Here is a 21,639-nt window from a genome sequence, read left to right as displayed (position 1 = left end):
AGCGATTTCAATGATAATGATTTTCAATATTGATTATATTTCATTTAATGGAAATTGTTGATATATAGAAATGAGGGGTTAGCATGAGGTGGAAAGTACGTACTTTTTTACTAATTATGTTATTAGGTTTCATAAGTTTTCCATTCCGTGGATTTGCTGCAACAGCGGCAGAAGATTTAGGGAAAGCAAATAAATCCGTTATACAAGCACTTCAGTTTGTACAAGAAGGGGATATAAATGGAGCTTCCAAACAATATGAAGCCTTTAGGTCCACGTGGCTTTCAATTGAAGATGGAATTAAAAAACAATCTTCACAAGCGTATCGCGATATTGAAGATGCGATGGGGCAGGTGCAATTTGCGTTTGCTCAACAACCAGCAAATAAAGAAAAAGTAGAGACAGCACTTCAAAAATTAAAGGACGTAGATGATAAATTTATTGCCGGTAAGTTCTCTGCTACATCTACTCAAAAAGACGAGGGAAATACAAAAAAAGCGGATGTGGCCAGCTTGATTGTTCTTTTAGATGATTCGCTTTCCAAAATCGATAAACATGATATTAAAGGAGCGAAAAAGGATATTGAGACATTCCGCTCTTCATGGTTGGATGTAGAAGGCGTAGTGTTGACACAGTCCTCCAAAATATATGGAGATGCTGAGCGTGATATGGTTACTTCGTATGCTATGCTTTCTTCCGATTCTCCTGATATAGCAGGGGCTAAACAAACAATCGAAGACATGCGGAATTACTTAGCGCCGCTTGTTGAGAAAACGAGCTACAGCATGTTAGATGCAACTACTATTCTATTGCGAGAAGGATTGGAAGGGCTATTGGTTGTTGTAGCGTTGCTCGGATTCTTGAAAAAGGCTGGACATGAAGAAAAAAGCAAATGGATTTGGATTGGTGTTGGAACAGGGCTTGGCGTTAGTATCATTCTCGGTGTTATTGTAAATATGCTTTTCTCCGCAGGGGCATTTGGAAGTAATAACTTTCTCATTGCTGGATGGACGGGAGTATTCGCTGCAGTAATGCTGATGTACATGAGTTATTGGCTTCATAGTAAATCTAGTATCGCGGAGTGGCAGCGGTATATTCGTAGCCAAAGTACAAAAGCATTGGATACAGGAAGTCTCTGGTCATTAGCGATTCTGTCATTCCTTGCGGTATTTCGTGAAGGAACAGAAACCGTATTGTTTTTCATTGGTATGGCATCTTCCATTAAAATATCAAGTCTGCTAATCGGCATTGCGCTTGGAGCTTTTATACTCATCATCCTATCGTATTTAATTTTAAAGGTAGGCTTGAAAATTCCGATGCGTCCATTTTTCTTAGTTTCAAGTATTCTCATGTTTTACTTGTGCTTTAAATTCACAGGAATGGGTATTCATGGCTTGCAACTTGCTGGATTATTGCCAGCTACGCACCTTTCAATTCCGACTATAGACTTTTTCGCGATTTATCCATCATGGGAAAGTACGATTCCACAAGTCATTCTTCTTGTGGTTGCAGTAATACTTGCAGTATGGAATAAGAAAAAAGATACAAAATTAGAACCACAACAACAAAAAAAACAGGCACAATAGGAGGCAACGATATGAAATCTCGTAAATTAATTTTTCCAGTTATAGTAGCAACATCTCTAGCATTGGGTGCTTGCGGAACGCAAGGAGAAAAGAAAGCTGAAAGCACGAAAACTACGGAGCAGGCATCTGAGAAAAAAGCAGTCTCTATTGCTGATGGAGCAACTAGTATGAAACAAACTGTGAGTGATTTGAAAGCTCAATTACAGGCAAAAGATGCTGCTAAAGTAAAAGACGATGCAGAACAATTAGAGAAAACATGGCAAACGTTTGAAGATACAGTAAAAGAAAAGAATGCTGATTTATATGAAAAATTAGAAACACCGCTTCATACAATCGAAGCAGGTGCAAAGGTTGAACCGCTTGATGTACAAACTTTAAATAAAGCAGCGGAAGATTTAGATACTGTGTTAACTGAAGTAGGAAAATTAAAATAATAAAACAAAAAAGCATCTTATCGAATAAGATGCTTTTTTGTTTTATTAATGCAATGTTCTAAAAAATTGTTCTATTGTATTTTATATTCATAAATTCCAGAAAAAGATTTACTTATCTTTCCCCATATATTTCTTATACTGAAAGACGGATTATATAAATTAATATGCCTCCAATACTAAGATAATGCCAAAAGCCAAGCAATCGTCTCATAATTGCTTGGCTTTATAATTCAAAACTTTTATGAACTTATTTTTCTTCATACCAAGGATTTAAGTGAATGAGTACCTCATATACTTCCGAATCCTGTTTCATAATCGCTGTTTTTATCTCTCTACAGATATCGTGTCCTTGTTGGATACTTAAATAGGCTGGGACACTAATCCTAACATCGATTAAAATATAGTGCCCATGGTTGCGCGCGCGGATTCTATCAATTCTTTTTACATATGGATGTGCAAGAATCATTTTCTTATATTCACTACATTTTTCATTAGGAAGACCACCTTCCATTAATATATATATAGCTTCTTTTCCCATACCAAATGCAAGCTTTAATACAAAAAAAGAAACGATGATTCCAGCTAATGGGTCGCCATAAGCTGCAAATGGGATTGGATAGAGATTGTTTAGTAAAGCAATTCCAATTCCGATTACAGCTGCAATGGAAGCATAGACATCAGCGAGATGATCATAAGCAGTTGCGATAAGCCCTTTACTGTTTGCTTGTCGACCGATTCGTATTGTATATACATATAAAATTTGTTTCCAAATTAAAGAAATAATAGCCGCTATAAAAGCAATCATATGGGGCTCAGTTGCTGGATGAAACAATGCTTTTATTGATTCATAGGTCATAAATAAAGCTGCAAAAATTAAAATAATAGCTACAAATCCTGAAGAAACGACTTCAGCTTTTCCGTGACCATACGGATGGTCTTCATCGGCAGGTTGATTTGAGATTTTCATTGATCCTAAAGATACTACAGATGCTACAACATCAGCAGCGTTATGAATACCATCAGCTAATAACACCTGACTTTTGGAAAAGATTCCAACTGTTATTTTAATGAGAGTTAAAAGCACATTACTTATAACACTAATCCAGGCTGCAAATAAAGAAGATTTCTGACTTTCATTCATATTCCTCTTCTCCTTGTTTTTTAATTCTAAAATGAAACTAGTTTATTCGGTTGGATATTCTTGTTAAATTATCTATCTCTTCGTCAGGATATTCTTTAGAAAAACAAACTACATTTTAGAGGATTTAAAATCCTTTCATACCTTATCAAATTATAAGTGGGTGGGTCTATACAAACATTTTTGCCTAGAAATAGATATTTAGGATGAGACTTACATTGTTTCTTTAATACTCATTTTTTTGCTTAATGCAAAAAGTGGTATCGAATTGTTATGCTTTGTTCTTATGTAATTTAATGGGTGATTTCAAGTTGCAAACTAAAACAATTCATGAAAGATTTCAAAGTGAGTATCTTCCATATATACTCGAACAGGTAACGCAACAGAAAAAAGAGCATGTGGAATCAGAAATAGAAAAAAGGTTAAAGAAAGAAATGAAAAATTTAAAAGATACAAATAAAAAATTAGATGAGAAAATCGTAAAATTAAATCAACAAATCAAAGAATTAAGCGAAGAGATTAAATCTTATTATGAGAAAGAAATAATTGAAGATGAAGTATTGGAGTTCATGAAGATTATCATGTCACATCGTACCAATAAAATACATGAACTGAACAAAGTAAAGGATAACAAAATTGGATTGCAGGAACGCATTGATCGTATCGCGCAGACTATACAGCAAAAAAATATCTTCCGCCACATGAGGTGCTCAATAGGTTTATGAAAAAAATGTAGATATACAAAAGTTAAGAGCTTTTTTATTGCAGTTTTTCAAGCTCAGATTATACATACAGGAAAGACAATGTTTTGTTCTGATGAAGAACGGAAGATTATTTTTGAAATGAAAACTTTAAAAATGTATTCAAAATTGAATGAGGAACGCCAGATAGTATTCGATGATATAAAGAAAAGAGGTTCTATATATGAAGAATGAGGTTATTTTAAATAAAATTTCCACAATAGAGCGTTGTATAAAAAGAATCCAAGATGTGTATGGAAATGCCCTTGAAAATTTAGAGGATTATACAAAGCAAGATTCAATAATATTGAACATACAAAGAGCTTGTGAAGCGAGTATTGATTTAGCGATGCATATTGTTGCTGGAAAAAAGTTAGGACTACCTCAATCTAGTCGAGAGGCTTTTGATTTATTGGTTACAGCAGGTTTACTTTGCTCAGAGCTAGCAAATAAGTTAAAGGCGATGGTTGGATTTTGTAATATTGCTGTTCATGATTATCAAAGTGTAAATTTAGATATTGTTCGTCAAATTATTGAAAAACATTTAACCGATTTTAAACTATTTACGAAAGAAGTTATGGGGATATTAGAATTTTAGGCAAAAGAACAGAATAATGAAGTTGAGAAAGAAAGTAATTCTGAGGCTTCCGAACCAGCTATTGAAACGATCACTTATTGTCGTAAGAAAAAACGCGGTCATATGGATGAGTCTGTCCAAAACCCTCCGATTGAAATGGTTGAATATCGTTAGCCTAATGAGGAGCAGGTTTGTTCGTGTTGTAAATGAATTATCACACATTGCAAATACATACGCGAATAGCAGTAGTAATGTTGAGGCAAGTATGAAAGAGCAAGAAATGTATGTACAAGATATTGCAGAACTAGCAACTTCTTTAAGTTGGTTATCACAAGAGTTGCAAGAATTAATTGGAGAGTTTAAAAGCTAATAGAATAAATTAGGTGTAGGATTAATCCATTTGAAAAAACTTTCTTGATATTGGATAGAAGAAACTGTATATGTATCAAAGAAGGCACAACTATACATAAGGGGACTCATTCTAATTAGAATGAGTCTTTTTATTAATTATTATTTATATTACGTAAATTATGGGATTACTTAAAAAAATGTAAAACGTGAGCGTTCGGGTTGCATTTCTGATTGAGGTAATTATCTCTTTGATAATGTAACAGTGTATTTAAAGTGTCTCTTGATTACCTATAAAAACTCATTGTATTTGATATACGGCCGATAGAAGCGTAGATAAATGAGTTATACAACTAAAAGAATAATTTTTTTGCATATTTTATTGGAAATAGAGCATGATATTACCAAAATCAATGGAGGTGTGTAAGAAATGCAAATTCGCGAAAATAATAATTCAAATGAAATTTTGGTAGCAGCTGCAGCAAGTGCTATTGAGCAAATGAAGTATGAAATTGCTCAGGAGTTTGGTGTTACACTTGGACCGGATTCAACAGCACGAGCAAATGGTTCAGTAGGTGGGGAAATTACAAAACGCTTAGTGCGTATGGCGCAAGAACAGTTATCAGGGCAATATAAAATTCACTAAGAGAAAATATGTGTTTGAACCAAAAGATAGGGAAGGGGTGTGAAAGTATTATTCACACTCCTGTTTTATCGTGTATAGGTAAAGTGTTTAAATCAACTAAATGGCTAACGTTGCTCATTTGATGGCAGTTAACTTTTTAGATGTACTCCAACAGTAGAGTAGTTGATTCATTTAATGTTTTAAATGGAGATAAATTAGCATCCATAAGCTAAATTTCACGGGGAAATAGAAAAACCACCCTTAATGAGTGGTTTCTAATAATTATTTTTGGATTATACATTTAAAATTAGGCGATAAGATAATTGGGCAAAGCTAAATCAATAAGAGATACTTTATACATTTCTATTATTTTGGTTCTGGATAATGATTGTAGTACGAGATTCTAATAAATTCTTGGTAGACATTTGTTAATTTAGTATCTCTAAGAGCATCGTTGAATCTTTGCATACGTACACTACCTTGAGCGTAGCCTCCACCAGGAGTATAAGGATTTCTAGCTTCAAAGTCATCCATAAATGCTTTTAATTTTTTATAGTCTTGAGATTGATAGAAAGCAGCGGCTTCTTCAGGAGTAACATCAAAGTAAGAAGATGTTGAGTTATAAGAAGCTGCTTGAGCAGTAGGTGTCTCTAGCATAGTTGCAGCTCCACCAAACATAGTAAGTGCCATAGAAGACACAATGATTTTTTTAAACATAATAAAACCTCCACATAGAATATTTGGATTAATAGTAATCCTGTAATCATTATAGTTACACTGAAAACAGTTATCAAATGCAATGTTGCATAATTTATGATGTGAACGAGAAGTCCCTCAATCTCTAAATGAAGGAATGTAACAGGGAATTAGTAGGTTAAAAGTGGTATACATACTATTTGGGTTAACAAGAAAACCAAATAGAAAGGCTATTTTTAGTTGGAGAAATTTAAAAGACTCTGTCATTAAAGACAGAGCCTTTCAAAAAGGAATGACAGTTGATAACTGAAGGTACCATTATATTACCATTATTGGGATTTGAATTCCATTCGCTTTGTGTTGAGAAATATAAATTCTATTTTGTAGAAGGTGAGATGAAGAGATGCTTCTTATAGATTTTGCAATACGAGAAAGCAAAAGTAGAATTTTAATTCGTCTTTAAACAAGGGACAGAAGAATTACTTTTGCTTAGCAAAGCATGTTAAGTGTCATTCAAAGTCATATAATAGACTATAAAATAATCCTTTCAAAATCAAATATAGTCTGGCTAAAAATTAGAGGGCATCAATTCATTGAAGCAGTAAAAAAACTGTTTTCAGGATAGGTGTCCTTTTTGTTTTAAAAAGAGTATATATTTTCTCAACAGGACAAATGGTAATCATCTATAAGTACTACTTATAAGGATAATAGGAAAATAGAAATTAATAATAAAGGAGAATGCGAAATGATAACATTAGTATCTGATAGAGATCTAGCTGAAATCCGCGAAGAGGATGTAGATGTATTAAAGGTAATGGCACATCCGGTTCGATTACAAATTGTAAATGAATTAATGCACCATAAAATGTGTAATGTTACACAGTTAACGGAAATATTAAGACTCCCGCAGTCCACTGTTTCACAGCATTTATCAAAATTGAGAGGAATCGTACTCCGTGCAGAAAGAAGAGGATTAGAGATGCATTATTATATTAATAATGCTAAAGCTCGTCAGATTGTAGGAATTTTAGGCTTGTAAGTAAATAATATGCAAAAAAGTTCCCTGTTATAAAGCAGGGAACTTTTGTATGTTTATCAAAGTGCGCACCATTACAAAAAACATGAAATTTAGATAGGATGTCAATCTAGAATTAGAATATTTTTATATAGAGCGAATGGGGGAAGGGATGAGCAGCAGCTACATTACATCGTGAAGGCAATCTATAGTTAAAATGACACACATGTAAAATTGCATACAATCTATCCTTGATACCTAAATAAAAATGTAACTATAATGATTACATTGAATAGATATCCAAATTATTTATTTACATAGGATATCAATGGTAGTGATAGAAAATATATATGAAAAAGATAATTTTAGCTATTTCACTTGATTTTGTTCTACCGTATGAAAATAACACGTATGAAATAGTTCAAATTGTTCAGTAGTATTATGAAATTTTGAGTAATAGAGATACAATCGTTAATTCTTATTAAGAGAATTTATAGCGCAGGAATTATTTTAACACCATGAAATGCAAAAAGGGCCAGCTAAAAAATCAAAGCAAGCTCTAGCAGAAAGCTTATGTTTAAAAATCCAATTGTAACGAAAATTCGTCAAGCAGCTCCTTTCTTTGAAGCAGAAGAATATCATCAACATTTTTATCGTTTTAGCCAAGAAGACTCCTTCCTCAAGGAACGTGAAGGGTCACAGCTCAGTGAGTAGGTGGGAGATGAATTGGCTTCGAACAAGGGATGGCATGAATTCATCTTAATTGTTCGACATATATAAAGTGTTACTGGACAATTTGCTATGATCACTTCACTATCTATCGAATGTATGTTTGGTGTATAATAGACATATATCGAAATGGAGGTGAAATGAATGATTATCAATAAAGCATATAAATTTCGTATATATCCAAACAAAGCACAAGCAACTCTAATCAATAAAACGATTGGTTGTTCTCGTTTTGTATTCAATCATTTCCTATCTCTATGGGATAACGCATACAAAGAAACAGGAAAAGGTTTGACATATAGTACATGCTCTGCCAAACTTCCTGCCATGAAGAAAGAGTTTGTTTGGCTAAAAGAAGTGGATAGTATTGCTATTCAGTCGTCTGTTCGCAACCTTTCGGATGCTTATACACGTTTTTTCAAAAAACAAAACAGACCCCCGCGTTTCAAATCTAAGAAAAACACCGTACAATCTTACACCACAAAACAAACAAATGAAAACATTGCCGTTGTGGGAAACAAAATTAAATTGCCGAAACTAGGTCTTGTTCGATTTGCCAAAAGTCGTGAAGTAAATGGACGTATTTTAAATGCTACGGTTAGACGGAACCCTTCTGGTAGATACTTTGTGTCATTGTTAGTGGAAACAGAAGTGCAAGAATTTCCGAAAACACAATCTTACATTGGAATTGATGTAGGACTAAGAGATTTCGCCATTTTGTCAGATGGAACACCCTATGAAAATCCGAAGTTTTTTCGATCGTTAGAAGAGAAATTGGCAAAAGCACAGCGTGTTCTTTCTAGAAGAATGAAAGGATCTTCCCGCTGGAATAAACAACGAGTAAAAGTAGCTAGAATTCATGAATACATAGCAAATGCTAGAAAAGATTACTTGGACAAAATCTCAACTGAAATCATCAAAAACCACGATGTTATTGGTATAGAGGATTTGCAAGTATCGAATATGTTAAAGAATCATAAGTTAGCAAAAGCGATTAGTGAGGTATCATGGTCACAGTTTCGAACTATGTTGGAATATAAAGCAAAGTGGTATGGCAAACAAGTCATTGTCGTATCGAAAACATTTGCTTCAAGCCAATTATGTTCTTGTTGTGGATATCAAAACAAAGACGTTAAAAATCTAAACCTACGTAAATGGGATTGCCCTTCTTGTCATACACATCATGATAGGGATATTAACGCAAGTATCAATCTAAAGAATGAAGCAATAAGGCTTCTAACCGCAAGGACTGCGGGGTTAGCCTAATAAATTAAAGTTCGATAGAACTCTTTACTTAGGAATCCCCCACTTCTAAACGAGGTGAAAGTGGGGGTAGTTCAAAAAAAGAACCCGGTGAAATATGCTCAAGAGCGCAAAGAATCTGGTCGTGAAGACTTTATTAAAGAAAAATGGCAAAAAAATAATAAATAAGTGTTTAAAGGTCTATGAAAAATAGTTTCATAGACCTTTATTATATTTCGATATAAATTTTCTGCTTACTTATTCTGTTCATGTTTCAACTGCAACGCAATCAAACTCGCAAAATCATGCACAAGTGTGGCAGCTAAAAGGGACGTGATTTGCGCTTGATCATATGGCGGTAATACTTCTACTAAGTCGAAACCAATATAATTAAAACCGCTTAATGCTCGCACCATGTCCAGCGTCTCTCGACTATTAAATCCCCCTACCTCTAGCGTACCTGTACCAGGCGCACAAGATGGATCTACAAAATCAATATCAAATGTTAAGAAACATGGTGTATCACCAATTGTTTCTCGCATTTGCTGGAGAATGCTTTCAAAACCACGATTGCATAATTCTGCTGTTGTAATGACGTTATAACCTAAATCACTACTAGCTTCTATATCACCAGGATGATTCAACGTTCCTCGGATTCCAATTTGAAATACCTTATCTGGTTGTAATAATCTTTCCTCATGTGCACGTATAAATGGCGAACCATGCCAATATTTTTCTTCATAATACGTATCCCACGTATCTGTGTGAGAATCAAAATGAATCATCGCGACAGGGCCATGAACTTTAGCTGCTGCACGAAGACTTGCTAATGTAATAGAATGATCTCCGCCAAGTCCTATTGGAATGATTCCTTGCTGCATTAATCCAAAAACAGCTTCTTCAATTAAATCATAGCTACGATGAATATTATGTGGGATAACAGAAACATCCCCAATATCAATTGCATTTGTGTCATCAAACGGGTATACATGGTGAATTGGATGATAGGGAAACAACGTCATAGATGCTTGACGAATTGCTTGCGGGGCAAAACGCGCACCAACGCGAAATGACGCAGCTGTATCAAATGGCATTCCTAAAATAGCAATTTTTGCTTGATCATTACTAGAAGGTAACCTCATAAATGTACCTGTCGTACAAAATTCTGGTTTTACGTCGGGTGTGAGTGGATATTTCATTTTGCATTTCCCCCTTTTAAGCATAATTTTTCACATTTAAGGAAACTTCCCTTAAATCATTTTTTCTTTTATTATGCAAAAATTGTGCCATGTAAAAAGGGATTCATTACTTTCTCTCCTTGCTTTTTGGCCTATGCAAAATAGAATAAACCATACTATAATGCATAAAAAGGACGTAAACGTAAAGTATCTCCCAATATTTTGATTCGGAGGTTTATTAATATATGTTATTGGAACAACGATTCCTATTTTAGTGATTTTGATTCTATTTTTGGACCTATGTTTAATTCGTAAAAATTGATTTATGGGCTGCTTTTAGAATTCTTTCTAAAAAAGAAGTGTAGCTGTATAAAAAGTTTGATTAAAACTGTAGTACTATTTGTAAGTATATTGTTTATAATCCTAGACATAGTAACTATGCTGAACGGATTCGGTATTGATTTTGCTACTATTTAATAATAGGGGCAGTTAAAAGAAAGGATGTCAATTAAATGCTAGGCTCATTGTATACATTATTAGGTTCAAACTTCTTTTTGGGACACTTTGTATCATATCTAGCTTGTAACAATAAAGACGTGGTATGAGATAAAGACTGTTATGATAGGGGAATGAGGGAACGAGAGTAGTTTTTCGTGTTATGTCCGTATGTAAACTATTTCTTCATGATTTTGGTCATTTTCATAATAAAGTTAATCATGTGGTTAATTGAAGGGTTTACAGACTAGAGAGGGGGGGAGGAACTGGTATATTTAATTCTAATATTTTTGTTTGCAGTTGGATTATATTTCTTAGTTTTCGATAACCCTTATATAACTATATTTATTATATTTCTTATAATGGTAGGGAAGTCATTATATGACAGTAGAAAGAACAAACAGTAATCAAGACTACAGGAGGGAGTTTGCGAGTAATAGTGATTTATGTGGTTCTACTGTTCGAGAAGGAGATTACGGACAATCGAAATATATGTGAGAACATTAAGGGGGTAGCCAAAATACTACCTCTTTTTTACTTATAACCTACCATGAAACTAATTTTTGATATGTATCCAATGTACCATTCACCTCTATATGAAATGCTAGATCAAATATTAATTTCGACGAAAATAGAAGATGCCCTTTTATTTGTTAAATTCACAAAATGAAAGAAAAGTGTCTCTACAGTTCATACTTGTATATACACTTTTCTTTCAAAAATATCTTTATTTATGTCACGAATTTAAATGACCCACCAGGTAGCACCATTAAAACCGTCAAAACATTGTTGTAGTACCATTAAAACCATCCATTGTTGTAGTGCCATCAAAACAATTAGAGCAACCACCGCAACCACCGCAACCACCACAACCACCACAACCACCACAACCAAAACCAAAACAACCGAAGCAACCAAAACAACGGAATCCACCACAACGGAATCCACCACAACGAAATCCACCACCACAACGGAATCCACCACCGCAACGGAATCCACCACCGCCACAGCGACGAGCATCATCTTCAATATAGTAAAATGGATATTGGTTTTGCTGGTCCCAATATACAACATTTCCAGACTGATAATCATTAAGGCTTAACGCTTGTAGTTCTTGTTGAAAATTATTCATTTTCATGACCCCCGTTTATAAACTAAAACCCCATCGATGCTTTCCTATATTTCTGTTCGCTAAATCTAAGTAGAAATAGCGCTATAAACTAAGTTCAATACGTACACCAATAAAATATGACCTATCACTAGATGATGCAGCTTGTTCATATGCCTATTTTTAGGTTGTTTTTGCTATGGGCTCATTTTCATAAATGGAAATTATAAAATTTGAATTTAAACAATAACATTTAGATTTATGTCATCATTTTCTAGTTCTATAGCTTAAGCGTGGTAGTTTTTTGCGTGATATCTTTTAGTCATAACCTTTCTTTAAAAGTTGCCTTTGAATTAGGTTGCTTTGAAACAACAAAAGAATTTTTTAGTATCGCTCATAAAAAGTCAGAGGGAAGGTGTTTTGAATATAAAGATGTGAAGTATCTTAAATTCTTTAAAAGTTAGAATCGTAGGATAAGTGGTAGATAGAGTAGTAGTTTGTTATTGGATATGGATTTTAGTATTAAAAAAGAAGTATGGGAGTGTAACTTGTGATAAGTTTTGGTGCTAAAAACCGGCAAGTAGGTGGGGGGACATATATTCTGGCAAGCTTTATATATTTAATTTATGAAGCAATTTCAGCGATAGCTTGGTCTACACCTCGTTATAAGTATTATTTTAATTTTATTAGTGATTTAGGTGTACCGATGTATGCAGTTTTTGATGATCGGATTGTAAACTCGCCGTTGTATTATGTGATGAATTTTGGCTTTTTTGCACATGGTATCTTATTTTTATGGGGTTTTTGTATAATCATGAATCTATTCTCTGTAAGAGATAGAACGGTTATCTTGGGATTATCTATAGTCCATTGTATTGGAATTATAATGGTTGCAATTTTTCCAGGTTATGATTATTGGGGATTAAAATATCATTTTATAGGTGCTGTAATGGCTATATGTGCAGGGAATTTTGCTCTGCTATATACAGGACTAGCATTAAGCAAATGTAAGTATTGCAGAAATTTTTCTCATTTAAGTGTGAGTTTAGGAGTAATAGGAATCATTAGTGCGTGTTTGTGTAAATTCAACACCCTTAGATATCCAGCAGTGTTTGAAAGAATATCTGTTTATACAATTATGGGATGGGACATATTGTTTGGAATACTTCTAATAAAGGGGGTGTATGGAAATATCGTTCGTGAATCTAAAAAGTGTGTAACCTGAAAATAAAATTTAAAAGTAATCATGACTTTATTCTAAATAGGCAGTTGTTTTTTTTGAAGAAAAACAATAAAAGTATATATTTATTAGTCTCATCTAATAGATATATACTTTTATTTTGTTTGTGATTTAAATTATAACTTCCCCATTTCGGAAAGGCTCGAACTTAAGACCTCCACGCTGTCAAGATAAGAAACATATATTTTACGTTTCGGGAATATCGAGAAAAAAGTTAGTCGTATCAAGGTGTATAGGGGATTCTATATTTTCTTATGTAAATTCTGTAGCGTAGAAAAATGAAATTTCTTGACCAGAATCTTGGCCGATTTTTACTTAGTTTCTTATGAGTTTTTTTGAAGAGTGATCTAATGGATTGCTTTTTTTATTAGGAAGTTTATTGAAGTAATGGATTCACTTGTACTTTTGGTGCCTGCCCCCTGATGCATTAAAGTTTTAATATACTGGGGGTGGGATGGATGTACCCCTATCGTGCGATTGATATAGAAAGGCACACATTGGATATTCAACTTCGTAAAAAGCGAGATCATCAGGCCGCTTAAAGTATTTTTATTATTTCCACTGTCTACTTGACAGGAAGCTGTTCAATCTTTTTGCAAAATGGATTCTTTTTATTTACCGTAGAATACGGGTTAACACGATATTTTTAATCAAACTTTATTTTAAAGCTACAATAGTATCAGTATGTCCAAGATTTAGAATTTACTTGCAATTGTCCTGAAGTATTTGCACCAGAACCGTTTCCATTGCATTTTCATTTATAGAAGTAAATCCAAGCGTTCCAGAGAAGTTAACTCCCTCAAATCTTCTATGCATTGCTTCATCCACCTATTTCACACCTCCTCCCTTCAAAGGTTTTGTAGTAGTGACCATTATTAGTCACCAATATAGGTGACTAATAGGTTAAATTCCTATTGTTTTTTCATGAGATCCTCTCATTTAATTATTAATGTCAACTTAAAAAAAACCTTTATTTATAAGCGTTTAGCATTAGTCACCAATATTAGTCACCAATATTGGTGTCTAATATGTTTAATGTACAATATTTTCATGAAATTTCTTCATCTTCGGTATGTATTTAACAGAAAAACGACGATAAATTAGTAGCTAATATAGCTAAGGCCTTGCGTATCAACGCTTAGCGATTGGTCACCAATATTGGTGACTAATACATAAATATTAAATTTCGTAATCAATACATTTTTTCTTCGGCATCTGATTTATTTCTCTTCATAGATCCTCTTCTTTACAAGTCTTGCTATAACGCATAGTACTATTTAATTTTTAGTACCTGTTTGCTATATTGTTAAACATCTAACTGTTTCTCCTTGCTAACTCCTCTATATCTTCTTCTCGTCAAATGTATATATACTTTGAATTTACTTTTCGTACATAAGATTTTTTTCTGTAATAGATTCCAACGAACTCTTTGACGATTCTTCAATAAAATATAAACTAATCAACTGTTCAAGTAAACGTCACACAAACATATATAAATAGACTTAAGCACACATATCTAGACATGTGTGCTTAAGTCTATTTTTGGGTGCATAACTTAAACACACATACCATCTGTTTCAATAAACCTTTTAATATCAACGTTTTTGAACTATCCTCACTTCTTTTTTTTGAGTGAAATTACAATACTTAAAAACCGCAACTAAATATATCTGAAAACCCCTTAAAATTTGGAATGTTTGTATGTATAATGCTTCATAACTCTCAATACAAAATTCATGTTGTTTTCGGCCTATTTTGTTTTCATAAATTACGATTCAATTCCTAACAATATATAAATTTATATTTATTTTCCTTACTTCAATTATATTTTTTTAATATATTGAATGCCTTTTACGCTCTCCTACTAAATTTCAATGTTTACACTTTAAATTGCGAGGTGCTTTATGAAAAAAGAAGATTGGGTAATCAAATACATCACAGGGAAAAATCATACTGGAATATATTTAGGTATAAGTGATGTATATACATTATTTTTTTTATATGAACAAAGGTTGTTGACTGTAAGGCAGCTAAATACCTTCTTTAATTACTATCATGATCAGCCAATGAACTATAATGCCCTCAGAAACCGTCTTAATAAGATGTGTAAATTGAAAATAATCAAAAAAGATAATTACTACTTAAAAAAAGACATGGCTATGAAATGAGTATGTACTCTATAGGCGATAAAGGGCTTTGCATTCTTGAACATGCTGGATTTGTTACAAATAGTAAAAAAACCTATATGTTGGACGAAGACAATATGAACATACTCTTGGTGTAAAAGAAGTAGTTATTCGAACTATTGATTTAGAGATAAATAGAAAAGGTTGGTTCTGTAGCCAAAAAGGAGAAAATCTATATGTTTTTAAAAAACTTATAAACGAATATGGTATTTCAAATGTAGCTCCATTTTCGAAATGGTCTAGAATCCCAAAGTTTATTTATGAATCTGAAGAATGGGAAACTTATATTCAAGACTATAAAAGCAGTGGATTATCCAAAGGTGTCTGGTGTCAAAAACAGAACCTACGGGTTCATCGGCTATATTACTGGCTGAAAAAATTATCGCCTGAAACTGAAAATCAAAATAAAAATGAGCGTGTAAATTGGATTTCTATGAATGTCCCTGTCATAGAAGAAAACATACATGCCACCATTCGAATTCGCATTCAAGAAACAACCATTGAATTGGATATACCTTTTATTCCACAAGTACTCCTACAAGTGATGCAGGAGGTGAAACAACAATGATGTCAGAAATCGCAATTGAAAAAGTATATCTTGCACAAGGGGCAACAGATTTACGTAAATCAATTGATGGACTAGCGGCTGTTGTAAAAGAAGAATTTGAGTTAGACCCCTTTTCTTCTTGTTTATCTGTTTTTTGTAATCGCTCACGCGATAAACTAAAAATTCTTGTTTGGGAGCATAATGGTTTCTGGCTGCACTATCGCAGATTGGAAAAGGGAACGTTTTATTGGCCAACTGGGCATCCAAGTGTGCCACTTACCATATCAAGACGACAATTGAGATGACTTCTTGATGGATTGACATTTCAACAAAAGCGAGGGCATCAAGCTATACACGCGAGAGCCATTCTATAAAAACCATATATATAAAAGGAATTTGTATGATTTTGTCGAATGGATTTACCTATGAAAACAACACTTTCACATTCAAACCAACCCACAATTGAATCACTTCAAGCTCAAGTAGAGGAACTCACGGCAAAAGTGAGATGGTATGAAGAACAGTTTCGTCTTAGTCAACAAAAACGGTTTGGTACGTCTAGCGAAAAAACACCTAATAATCAACTCGCTTTAGAACTGTTTAATGAGGCTGAGAAAGAAAGTGATTCTGAAACACCCGAACCAGCTGTTGAAACGATCACCTATCGTCACAAAAAGAAACACGGTCATAGGGATGAGTCTGTCCAAAACCTCACTGTGGAAACGGTTGAATATCGTTTACCGAATGAGGAACAGGTTTGTTCGTGCTGTGGTGGTGCTTTGTATGAGATGAGTGTAGAAGTCCGTAAGGAACTGACGATTGTTCCTGCGGAAGTAAAGGTGACGGAACATAAGCGATATGTATACGCTTGTCATAAATGTGAATTAGATGAGGTATCCACACCGATTGTAACAGAAAAGATGCCGGCACCTGCCTTTCCTAAAAGTATCGCTTCCCCATCAATTATGGCGTATATTATGACACAAAAATATGTGGAAGGATTGCCTCTTTATCGTCAGGAAAAGCATTTTGAACGGATGGAGATCTTCTTATCACGACAAACGATGGGAAATTGGTTATTATATGGGGCTGATCGATGGTTAGCGGTATTGTATGAAAGGATGCACGAATATCTACTTACTCGATCTATCCTTCATGCGGATGAAACAACTTTCCAAGTCTTACGTGAACCTGGTCGGGCCGCAACAACCAAGTCCTATCTGTGGTTATACCGTACGGGGCGAGAGGATATCCCTATTGTTCTCTATGACTATCAACCCACAAGAGCAGGGGAACATCCGAAGCGTTTTTTAACTGGTTTTCAAGGGTATTTACAAGTAGATGGATATAGTGGTTATCATCAAGTACAGGGTGTTACTCTTGTGGGATGTTGGGCGCATGCCAAACGGAAGTTTGATGACGCCTTAAAAGCTTTACCTGATTCACAGAAGGGGAAAAAAGTGAAGGCAAGTAAAGGTTTACACTTCTGTAATCAACTCTATTCGATTAAAAGGAAGCTCAAACATGTCAACGCTACCGAGCGATATGAGCAGCGTCTAAAAAAAGCAGGCCCATTCTGGACCTTTTTTCGGTATGGCTTCATGAGCAGAAAAATCTTGTTTTGCCAAAAAGTGCTCTAGGAAAATCCATCACTTATTGTTTGAATCAATGAATCATCTTGAAGCTTTTTTATTAGACAAAAATAAATATAAGATGGAAGTATAGTGCGAAAATGTAATATAAAGTTTAATCAGAATAGAAAGAATAGTAGGTTGATTTGATTAATTTGAAAGGTTGAATGATATGAAAAGTAAAATGAATAGAGAGGAACTTATTGAACTTGTACAAAAGATCTATAATCTGGATTTACCAGAAACAGAACATAGCGAATATGTGAATCAATTCAATAATAGTGGTGTTCCGCATCCAGCACCTAGTAATTTAATATTTTGGAATGATATAGAATTAACACCTGAAGAAGTAGTAGAGATTGCATTAAATTATAAGAAAGATAAAGAATAACTGAAACAAATAGATAAAAAATTGACTTGTTTTTATATAAGGCTGTGGTAGGAGGAGAATGAGATGGAAAGTTCAAAAGTTGTATTATGTATACCTGGTTTATGGAAGAATAGAAGTGAACTTATTGAAGCGATTATAAGAAAAAGTGAGGGATATATGTTCGCTGGGAATTATATGGGTAAACTAGGGGATTCAAGTATTTTTTTTGAAGTTGATATATATGAACGTGATGAGCGGGTAGCAGAAGCTTTTGAAATTGCTGGATACAATTCATTTACTGAGGAAGACCTTGATCTTATTAGAAAACATTCTTTAACTTTGTATTTAATTGGGGACGGAGGTTCCCTTGAAAAGGTAAGGAAGTTAGTTGATGCTGCAAATGCACTTGTAAAAGCTGGAGGACTGGGCGTGAAAGTTGAATCCTCAGGTACTGCAAATACAATCGAAAGCTGGAATGATATGTATCATACAGATGATGCAGTCCAATTATTCAAAGCTTTTGTAACAGTGATTGAAGAAGAGGATTTTTACTATACATGTGGTATGCATTGCTTTGGGCTCCCGGATGTAATTACTTTTAAGGATCAAGTAACTCCACAATACGCTCAAGAATTAATGAACATTTTTTGTTTATATAATCTTATTGAAAAGCCTAGTTTGACGGATTATTCTACATTCAGTATAGATGCAAATAGTCCTCATTTCATATTACAACATACAGAGTGTAGACATTTTTCAGAAGATGAATTGTTTTATAATCAGTATGGAATTTGGGCGTTAGTAAAGAAGGAGTAGTATAAAAATTCTCCGTGAATTCGAGATAAATGAGTGTAGAGCTTGTTAAAGCAATTTATAGGGAATATAAAAAATGACCTAAAGTATTTGGTAATTATGGTCGAGGAAGTTGCACAAGCTGAAGACGCTTTATAAATAAAGCTTCCAGGTAGTTATAAAAGATTTCTTTTAATGTAATGGATTTAGAGCAGTTGGTGAGGCGGTTATTTTAAAGTTAAAGGATGCGGAATTTGTTGTGATAGGAATAGATGGTGCAGGAAATCCGATTTGTTGTAAATAACAAACTGTAAAAATGATGGGAGTTGATATGGATACTGGTGAATAAGAATGGAGTACTTCTAATTTAGGGGCATATTTACATAGGCATTTACTGAAGAGGTATAAATCCATTTTTGATGATAGATTTGTAGGGAGAAAATTAAGTGAAGTAAAGGGGAGTATGCGTGTCTATTAAGAATACAATGCAACAATACTTTAGGTTAAGAATAAAATTGGCGCACGAAGGTTTAGATTTTCTATTAAAAACACCAGTTATTGAAGAAGTGAATCCTATTCTTTATGATGGGGAAATAGATGAGGAGGGCTATATTCTATGGAAACCAGTAGAAAAAAAGATTGTACACGACTTTATTCATTTAGAACAAGAAATGGATATTCACTTTCATCAAACGGTTATTACGTACTTTAATTCCTATTGGTTTGCTGAATTAAATGGTTTTTATAAAAATTATTATATTGAATTAGAAGCGGTATTGCCGAATATTGAATTGCATTCATTTAAAGAACGGTTAAAGGGCTATAAGGGGAACCACCAAGAGAGATTAAAACATATCCCCATAGGTAATGAAGGTAATGGAATGTTAGTTGTGATTGACAATGAAAATGGGAAAGTTAAATTAGAAGATTTTGAGAGAGGTTCATTTGAAACGATTTCAGAAAATATACAAGAATTGATTTCAAATTTACGTTTGAGGAGGTGATCAGCTTTGAAAGCAATCATGCAGCATTACTTTGAAAGTAGTGGGATGCTAATTCTTATGAACAATCGTACTGGAGAAATTGTTATAGAAGATTTTGAAACGGAAGAGTATCGGCATCTGAGTGCAAGTTTAAAGGAACTCCTTTCTCGATTAAGCTTTCGGTGAATTTGGTAGTGGTTTGTTGATTTTATATCTGTTAATTGGTGTGTGTTGTTATAGAAAGTAAAGGGGTGTATGTATATGACAATCCAGTTTTGTAAGGAAGTAGTTGCATACTTAAAACCAATTGTAAAAGAGGATCTTGATGAAGAGTGTTTTACTTTATTTGAAGAAAGTAGTCTTGTCCATACATTTTTTAATGAAGATTTAATGATTACCTTTTTAGTTGAAGATAATCAAAACGCTTATTTTCAATATGTTCAAAATAAGCATATATCAGGAGAAGGATTGGATGAGAAGCAGTTATTAGAAATCGGGATAAATAATCTTTATAAGTTAGCAGATGAAAAAGAACTACGGGTTCACACGCTAACGGAAGAATGTTTTGCCTTAATTCTTGACGGAAACTTCGAAGCTAGCTTAATTGTTTTAGATGACTTATGGGATCACTCCTTAAAAGAATTCATATCAAATGGGTATGCGGTTGCGATACCAGCAAGAGATATTCTTATCTTTTGTGATAGTAATGCTAGTAACGGAATTGAAAAAATGAAAAGTATAATAGAAAAGGTTTGGGAAGACGGAGACCATTTACTTATTGATAAAATTTTAGTGAGAAGTGAGGAGAAATGGAGTTATTTATAGTCATCCAAAATATTCAAAAATAAAGTCGTACCTATTCTAATAGAGTGAGTATTTGGGATGAAAAAGAAGTGCTTGTGAAAAGAGGGAGAAAATAAGTGGAAAAGTTTATTAATAAGATAGGGGATAAAACTTTCATTGCTCAGGCAGAAAAAATCTTCGAAGTGCAGGTAGAAGGGTTATTTCATTTTTTAACTGAAGTAGAAAATGATTGTTTAATAGATGGATTTTCTATACAAGTTGGTTGTTCGATTTATTTTCTTGATAAAAGGGAAGATGGATTTCATATTATCGTACATGATTATACGAAGAATCCATTTGAAGATATGACAGATGATTTGACGATTTCTTTATGGATATTATTAACACAAGTGAGTTTTTTAAAACCATTAACAATTGAAGGGGAATTGCTGCGCTTTTGTGACAAAATTGTTGTTGCCAAAAATGTATTGGAATTAGATGATATTTACTTAGAAAGAACAAAAGATTGTGAAAAAGGTGACTCCGGTTGGTATATAGGTCCTATTAATGATGAGGATGATACAGAAGAGTACGAAGCGTTCTATGCATATGAATTATTAAAATTGAAGCCTTCTCTGATTCAAGTATTAACATTGCCTTCTGGATATCTTGTAATCTTTGAAAAAGATGTAGTGAAAGCAGTGGTAGATGAAAAAAATGTGAACATTTTGGGCAGGGGAAACGATAGATAATCTAGTATAGAAAAAAGAGCGAGTTATTTGTTGATGTCAGTATCTCAATAAATTTGTAGAGTCGAATTGAGATAGAATAAGTAGAATTACATAATGGAGCAATTACTTAGGGAGGAACATTCGTGGCTTATAAAGACAGTTTATTTCATGTGGTGAAAGATAAAGTTATATTAATCATAGTTATTTTACTTTCTGCATTCCATATATTAAACTTTGCAGTTACATATATATTAAGCAGTTTTGAGAATTCGACTGTATATAAAGATTGTAAGGTTTTTGTACAAAAACTCCAAATTTCTTGTAAGCAATCTCCTAGAAATAGTATTATGCTAGAAAATGTTTGATTGACATGGGAAAGTTTGTTTAAATGAAAGTGACAAGAACCTGAATGCATATTATTAATAATAAGAAGTTATCTATGGTGCAATTCCAATTTTTATTTAGACT

The 21,639-nt window shown here is 33.6% G+C and carries 23 protein-coding genes and 6 pseudogenes; 24 read left to right on the top strand and 5 right to left on the bottom strand.

Going from position 1 to position 21,639, the window contains the following annotated elements:
- The first annotated feature begins 83 nt into the window (after positions 1-83).
- Both MR109_RS26525 and MR109_RS26520 read left to right on the top strand, forming a co-directional pair.
- Entirely contained in the window at positions 84-1,583 is a 1,500-nt protein-coding gene (locus MR109_RS26525; RefSeq protein ID WP_242274467.1) for an FTR1 family iron permease, read from the top strand.
- 11 nt (positions 1,584-1,594) lie between these two features.
- Positions 1,595-2,017, top strand: a complete 423-nt coding sequence (locus MR109_RS26520; RefSeq protein WP_242274466.1) for a hypothetical protein — start codon at positions 1,595-1,597, stop codon at positions 2,015-2,017.
- A gap of 247 nt (positions 2,018-2,264) precedes the next feature.
- Here the strand turns inward: MR109_RS26520 and MR109_RS26515 are convergent, their stop codons facing one another.
- Positions 2,265-3,158, bottom strand: a complete 894-nt coding sequence (locus MR109_RS26515) for a cation diffusion facilitator family transporter (protein ID WP_242274465.1) — start codon at positions 3,156-3,158, stop codon at positions 2,265-2,267.
- Positions 3,159-3,466: 308 nt separating this feature from the next.
- On the opposite strand from MR109_RS26515, the gene MR109_RS26510 reads away from it, so the two are divergent.
- From MR109_RS26510 to MR109_RS26490, 5 genes and pseudogenes are all read left to right on the top strand, one after another.
- Positions 3,467-3,880 (top strand): hypothetical protein, encoded by a 414-nt coding sequence (locus MR109_RS26510; RefSeq protein ID WP_242274464.1) that lies wholly within the window; start codon positions 3,467-3,469, stop codon positions 3,878-3,880.
- A gap of 42 nt (positions 3,881-3,922) precedes the next feature.
- A pseudogene (locus MR109_RS26505) lies at positions 3,923-4,090 on the top strand (type VII toxin-antitoxin system MntA family adenylyltransferase antitoxin); the annotation flags it as partial.
- The gene (gene hepT, locus MR109_RS26500) at positions 4,080-4,493 is read left to right on the top strand and encodes a type VII toxin-antitoxin system HepT family RNase toxin (RefSeq protein WP_242274463.1); all 414 of its coding nucleotides are present in this window, start codon (positions 4,080-4,082) and stop codon (positions 4,491-4,493) included. The pseudogene MR109_RS26505 and the gene hepT, both read left to right, overlap by 11 nt.
- Positions 4,494-4,665: 172 nt before the next feature.
- Positions 4,666-4,842 (top strand): annotated as a pseudogene (locus tag MR109_RS26495) (methyl-accepting chemotaxis protein); the annotation flags it as partial.
- Positions 4,843-5,250: 408 nt separating this feature from the next.
- Positions 5,251-5,466: an alpha/beta-type small acid-soluble spore protein gene (locus MR109_RS26490; protein ID WP_001167050.1), complete on the top strand. Its 216-nt coding sequence runs from the start codon at positions 5,251-5,253 to the stop codon at positions 5,464-5,466.
- A 345-nt stretch (positions 5,467-5,811) separates the two neighbouring features.
- On the opposite strand, the gene MR109_RS26485 is transcribed toward MR109_RS26490, so the two are convergent.
- On the bottom strand, positions 5,812-6,162 hold the full coding sequence (locus MR109_RS26485) for a hypothetical protein (protein WP_242274462.1): 351 nt from the start codon (positions 6,160-6,162) through the stop codon (positions 5,812-5,814).
- A 724-nt stretch (positions 6,163-6,886) separates the two neighbouring features.
- On the opposite strand from MR109_RS26485, the gene MR109_RS26480 reads away from it, so the two are divergent.
- The 4 genes and pseudogenes from MR109_RS26480 to MR109_RS26465 all read left to right on the top strand — a co-directional run.
- A complete protein-coding gene (locus MR109_RS26480; RefSeq protein ID WP_002175022.1) occupies positions 6,887-7,180 on the top strand; it encodes an ArsR/SmtB family transcription factor in 294 nt (97 codons plus the stop codon).
- A gap of 490 nt (positions 7,181-7,670) precedes the next feature.
- Positions 7,671-7,870, top strand: a pseudogene (locus MR109_RS26475) (peptide-methionine (S)-S-oxide reductase); the annotation flags it as partial.
- Between the two features lie 159 nt (positions 7,871-8,029).
- Entirely contained in the window at positions 8,030-9,151 is a 1,122-nt protein-coding gene (gene tnpB, locus MR109_RS26470; protein ID WP_242274461.1) for an IS200/IS605 family element RNA-guided endonuclease TnpB, read from the top strand.
- 75 nt (positions 9,152-9,226) lie between these two features.
- A pseudogene (locus MR109_RS26465) lies at positions 9,227-9,316 on the top strand (peptide-methionine (S)-S-oxide reductase MsrA); the annotation flags it as partial.
- Positions 9,317-9,381: 65 nt separating this feature from the next.
- Here MR109_RS26465 and speB read toward each other — a convergent pair.
- Together speB and MR109_RS26455 are read right to left on the bottom strand one after the other, a co-directional pair.
- Positions 9,382-10,326, bottom strand: coding sequence for an agmatinase (speB, locus tag MR109_RS26460; RefSeq protein WP_242274460.1), 945 nt, complete (start codon positions 10,324-10,326; stop codon positions 9,382-9,384).
- 1,252 nt (positions 10,327-11,578) lie between these two features.
- Entirely contained in the window at positions 11,579-11,938 is a 360-nt protein-coding gene (locus tag MR109_RS26455) for a heterocycloanthracin/sonorensin family bacteriocin (RefSeq protein ID WP_242274459.1), read from the bottom strand.
- A 520-nt stretch (positions 11,939-12,458) separates the two neighbouring features.
- Here MR109_RS26455 and MR109_RS26450 point away from each other — a divergent pair.
- Together MR109_RS26450 and MR109_RS26445 are read left to right on the top strand one after the other, a co-directional pair.
- Positions 12,459-13,133 carry a DUF998 domain-containing protein gene (locus MR109_RS26450; RefSeq protein WP_242274458.1) on the top strand — a complete coding sequence of 225 codons (675 nt, stop codon included), beginning with the start codon at positions 12,459-12,461 and terminating at the stop codon, positions 13,131-13,133.
- 470 nt (positions 13,134-13,603) lie between these two features.
- Positions 13,604-13,687: pseudogene (locus MR109_RS26445) on the top strand (IS6 family transposase); the annotation flags it as partial.
- Positions 13,688-13,850: 163 nt separating this feature from the next.
- Here the strand turns inward: MR109_RS26445 and MR109_RS30140 are convergent.
- Complete coding sequence (locus MR109_RS30140; RefSeq protein ID WP_277931112.1) at positions 13,851-13,976, bottom strand: hypothetical protein; 126 nt, start codon at positions 13,974-13,976, stop codon at positions 13,851-13,853.
- 1,076 nt (positions 13,977-15,052) lie between these two features.
- On the opposite strand from MR109_RS30140, the gene MR109_RS26440 reads away from it, so the two are divergent.
- The 11 genes and pseudogenes from MR109_RS26440 to MR109_RS26395 all read left to right on the top strand — a co-directional run bounded on the left by MR109_RS26440 (position 15,053) and on the right by MR109_RS26395 (position 21,536).
- Positions 15,053-15,316, top strand: a complete 264-nt coding sequence (locus MR109_RS26440) for a hypothetical protein (RefSeq protein ID WP_242274457.1) — start codon at positions 15,053-15,055, stop codon at positions 15,314-15,316.
- A 127-nt stretch (positions 15,317-15,443) separates the two neighbouring features.
- A complete protein-coding gene (tnpA, locus tag MR109_RS30585; RefSeq protein WP_472926449.1) occupies positions 15,444-15,902 on the top strand; it encodes an IS66 family insertion sequence element accessory protein TnpA in 459 nt (152 codons plus the stop codon).
- Entirely contained in the window at positions 15,899-16,186 is a 288-nt protein-coding gene (gene tnpB, locus MR109_RS26435) for an IS66 family insertion sequence element accessory protein TnpB (protein WP_242274456.1), read from the top strand. Before tnpA ends, tnpB (MR109_RS26435) begins: the two co-directional genes overlap by 4 nt.
- Positions 16,187-16,294: 108 nt before the next feature.
- Positions 16,295-17,550, top strand: a pseudogene (tnpC, locus tag MR109_RS26430) (IS66 family transposase); the annotation flags it as partial.
- 134 nt (positions 17,551-17,684) lie between these two features.
- A complete protein-coding gene (locus MR109_RS26425) occupies positions 17,685-17,903 on the top strand; it encodes a bacteriocin immunity protein (RefSeq protein WP_071721334.1) in 219 nt (72 codons plus the stop codon).
- Between the two features lie 63 nt (positions 17,904-17,966).
- Complete coding sequence (locus MR109_RS26420) at positions 17,967-18,698, top strand: DUF4261 domain-containing protein (RefSeq protein ID WP_242274455.1); 732 nt, start codon at positions 17,967-17,969, stop codon at positions 18,696-18,698.
- Positions 18,699-19,141: 443 nt separating this feature from the next.
- Positions 19,142-19,678, top strand: a complete 537-nt coding sequence (locus tag MR109_RS26415) for a SecY-interacting protein Syd (RefSeq protein WP_098474921.1) — start codon at positions 19,142-19,144, stop codon at positions 19,676-19,678.
- A 6-nt stretch (positions 19,679-19,684) separates the two neighbouring features.
- Positions 19,685-19,843, top strand: coding sequence for a SecY-interacting protein Syd (locus MR109_RS26410; RefSeq protein WP_142331811.1), 159 nt, complete (start codon positions 19,685-19,687; stop codon positions 19,841-19,843).
- A gap of 75 nt (positions 19,844-19,918) precedes the next feature.
- Complete coding sequence (locus MR109_RS26405) at positions 19,919-20,482, top strand: DUF1444 domain-containing protein (RefSeq protein ID WP_098474922.1); 564 nt, start codon at positions 19,919-19,921, stop codon at positions 20,480-20,482.
- 95 nt (positions 20,483-20,577) lie between these two features.
- Complete coding sequence (locus tag MR109_RS26400) at positions 20,578-21,192, top strand: immunity protein Imm33 domain-containing protein (RefSeq protein ID WP_242274454.1); 615 nt, start codon at positions 20,578-20,580, stop codon at positions 21,190-21,192.
- Between the two features lie 122 nt (positions 21,193-21,314).
- Positions 21,315-21,536 (top strand): hypothetical protein, encoded by a 222-nt coding sequence (locus tag MR109_RS26395; RefSeq protein WP_071721342.1) that lies wholly within the window; start codon positions 21,315-21,317, stop codon positions 21,534-21,536.
- The last annotated feature ends 103 nt before the right edge of the window (positions 21,537-21,639 follow it).

It is taken from the genome of Bacillus cereus group sp. BfR-BA-01310, assembly GCF_022664325.1.
GTDB classification, from domain to species: Bacteria; Bacillota; Bacilli; order Bacillales; family Bacillaceae_G; genus Bacillus_A; species Bacillus_A paramycoides.
The sequence above is the reverse complement of the archived record's forward strand: the minus strand, read 5'-3'. Positions and strand labels throughout refer to the sequence as shown.

Excerpts from the sequence above, each read along its gene's own strand:
- MR109_RS26515 (WP_242274465.1), bottom strand. The coding sequence starts at position 3,158 with ATGAATGAAAGTCAGAAATCTTCTTTATTTGCAGCCTGGATTAGTGTT.
- MR109_RS26455 (WP_242274459.1), bottom strand. The coding sequence starts at position 11,938 with ATGAAAATGAATAATTTTCAACAAGAACTACAAGCGTTAAGCCTTAAT.
- MR109_RS26425 (WP_071721334.1), top strand. The coding sequence starts at position 17,685 with ATGAAAAGTAAAATGAATAGAGAGGAACTTATTGAACTTGTACAAAAG.
- MR109_RS26405 (WP_098474922.1), top strand. The coding sequence starts at position 19,919 with ATGACAATCCAGTTTTGTAAGGAAGTAGTTGCATACTTAAAACCAATT.
- hepT (WP_242274463.1), top strand. The coding sequence starts at position 4,080 with ATGAAGAATGAGGTTATTTTAAATAAAATTTCCACAATAGAGCGTTGT.
- MR109_RS26525 (WP_242274467.1), top strand. The coding sequence starts at position 84 with ATGAGGTGGAAAGTACGTACTTTTTTACTAATTATGTTATTAGGTTTC.
- MR109_RS26440 (WP_242274457.1), top strand. The coding sequence starts at position 15,053 with ATGAAAAAAGAAGATTGGGTAATCAAATACATCACAGGGAAAAATCAT.
- MR109_RS26420 (WP_242274455.1), top strand. The coding sequence starts at position 17,967 with ATGGAAAGTTCAAAAGTTGTATTATGTATACCTGGTTTATGGAAGAAT.
- MR109_RS26520 (WP_242274466.1), top strand. The coding sequence starts at position 1,595 with ATGAAATCTCGTAAATTAATTTTTCCAGTTATAGTAGCAACATCTCTA.
- tnpB (WP_242274456.1), top strand. The coding sequence starts at position 15,899 with ATGATGTCAGAAATCGCAATTGAAAAAGTATATCTTGCACAAGGGGCA.
- speB (WP_242274460.1), bottom strand. The coding sequence starts at position 10,326 with ATGAAATATCCACTCACACCCGACGTAAAACCAGAATTTTGTACGACA.
- tnpB (WP_242274461.1), top strand. The coding sequence starts at position 8,030 with ATGATTATCAATAAAGCATATAAATTTCGTATATATCCAAACAAAGCA.
- MR109_RS26480 (WP_002175022.1), top strand. The coding sequence starts at position 6,887 with ATGATAACATTAGTATCTGATAGAGATCTAGCTGAAATCCGCGAAGAG.
- MR109_RS26485 (WP_242274462.1), bottom strand. The coding sequence starts at position 6,162 with ATGTTTAAAAAAATCATTGTGTCTTCTATGGCACTTACTATGTTTGGT.
- MR109_RS26490 (WP_001167050.1), top strand. The coding sequence starts at position 5,251 with ATGCAAATTCGCGAAAATAATAATTCAAATGAAATTTTGGTAGCAGCT.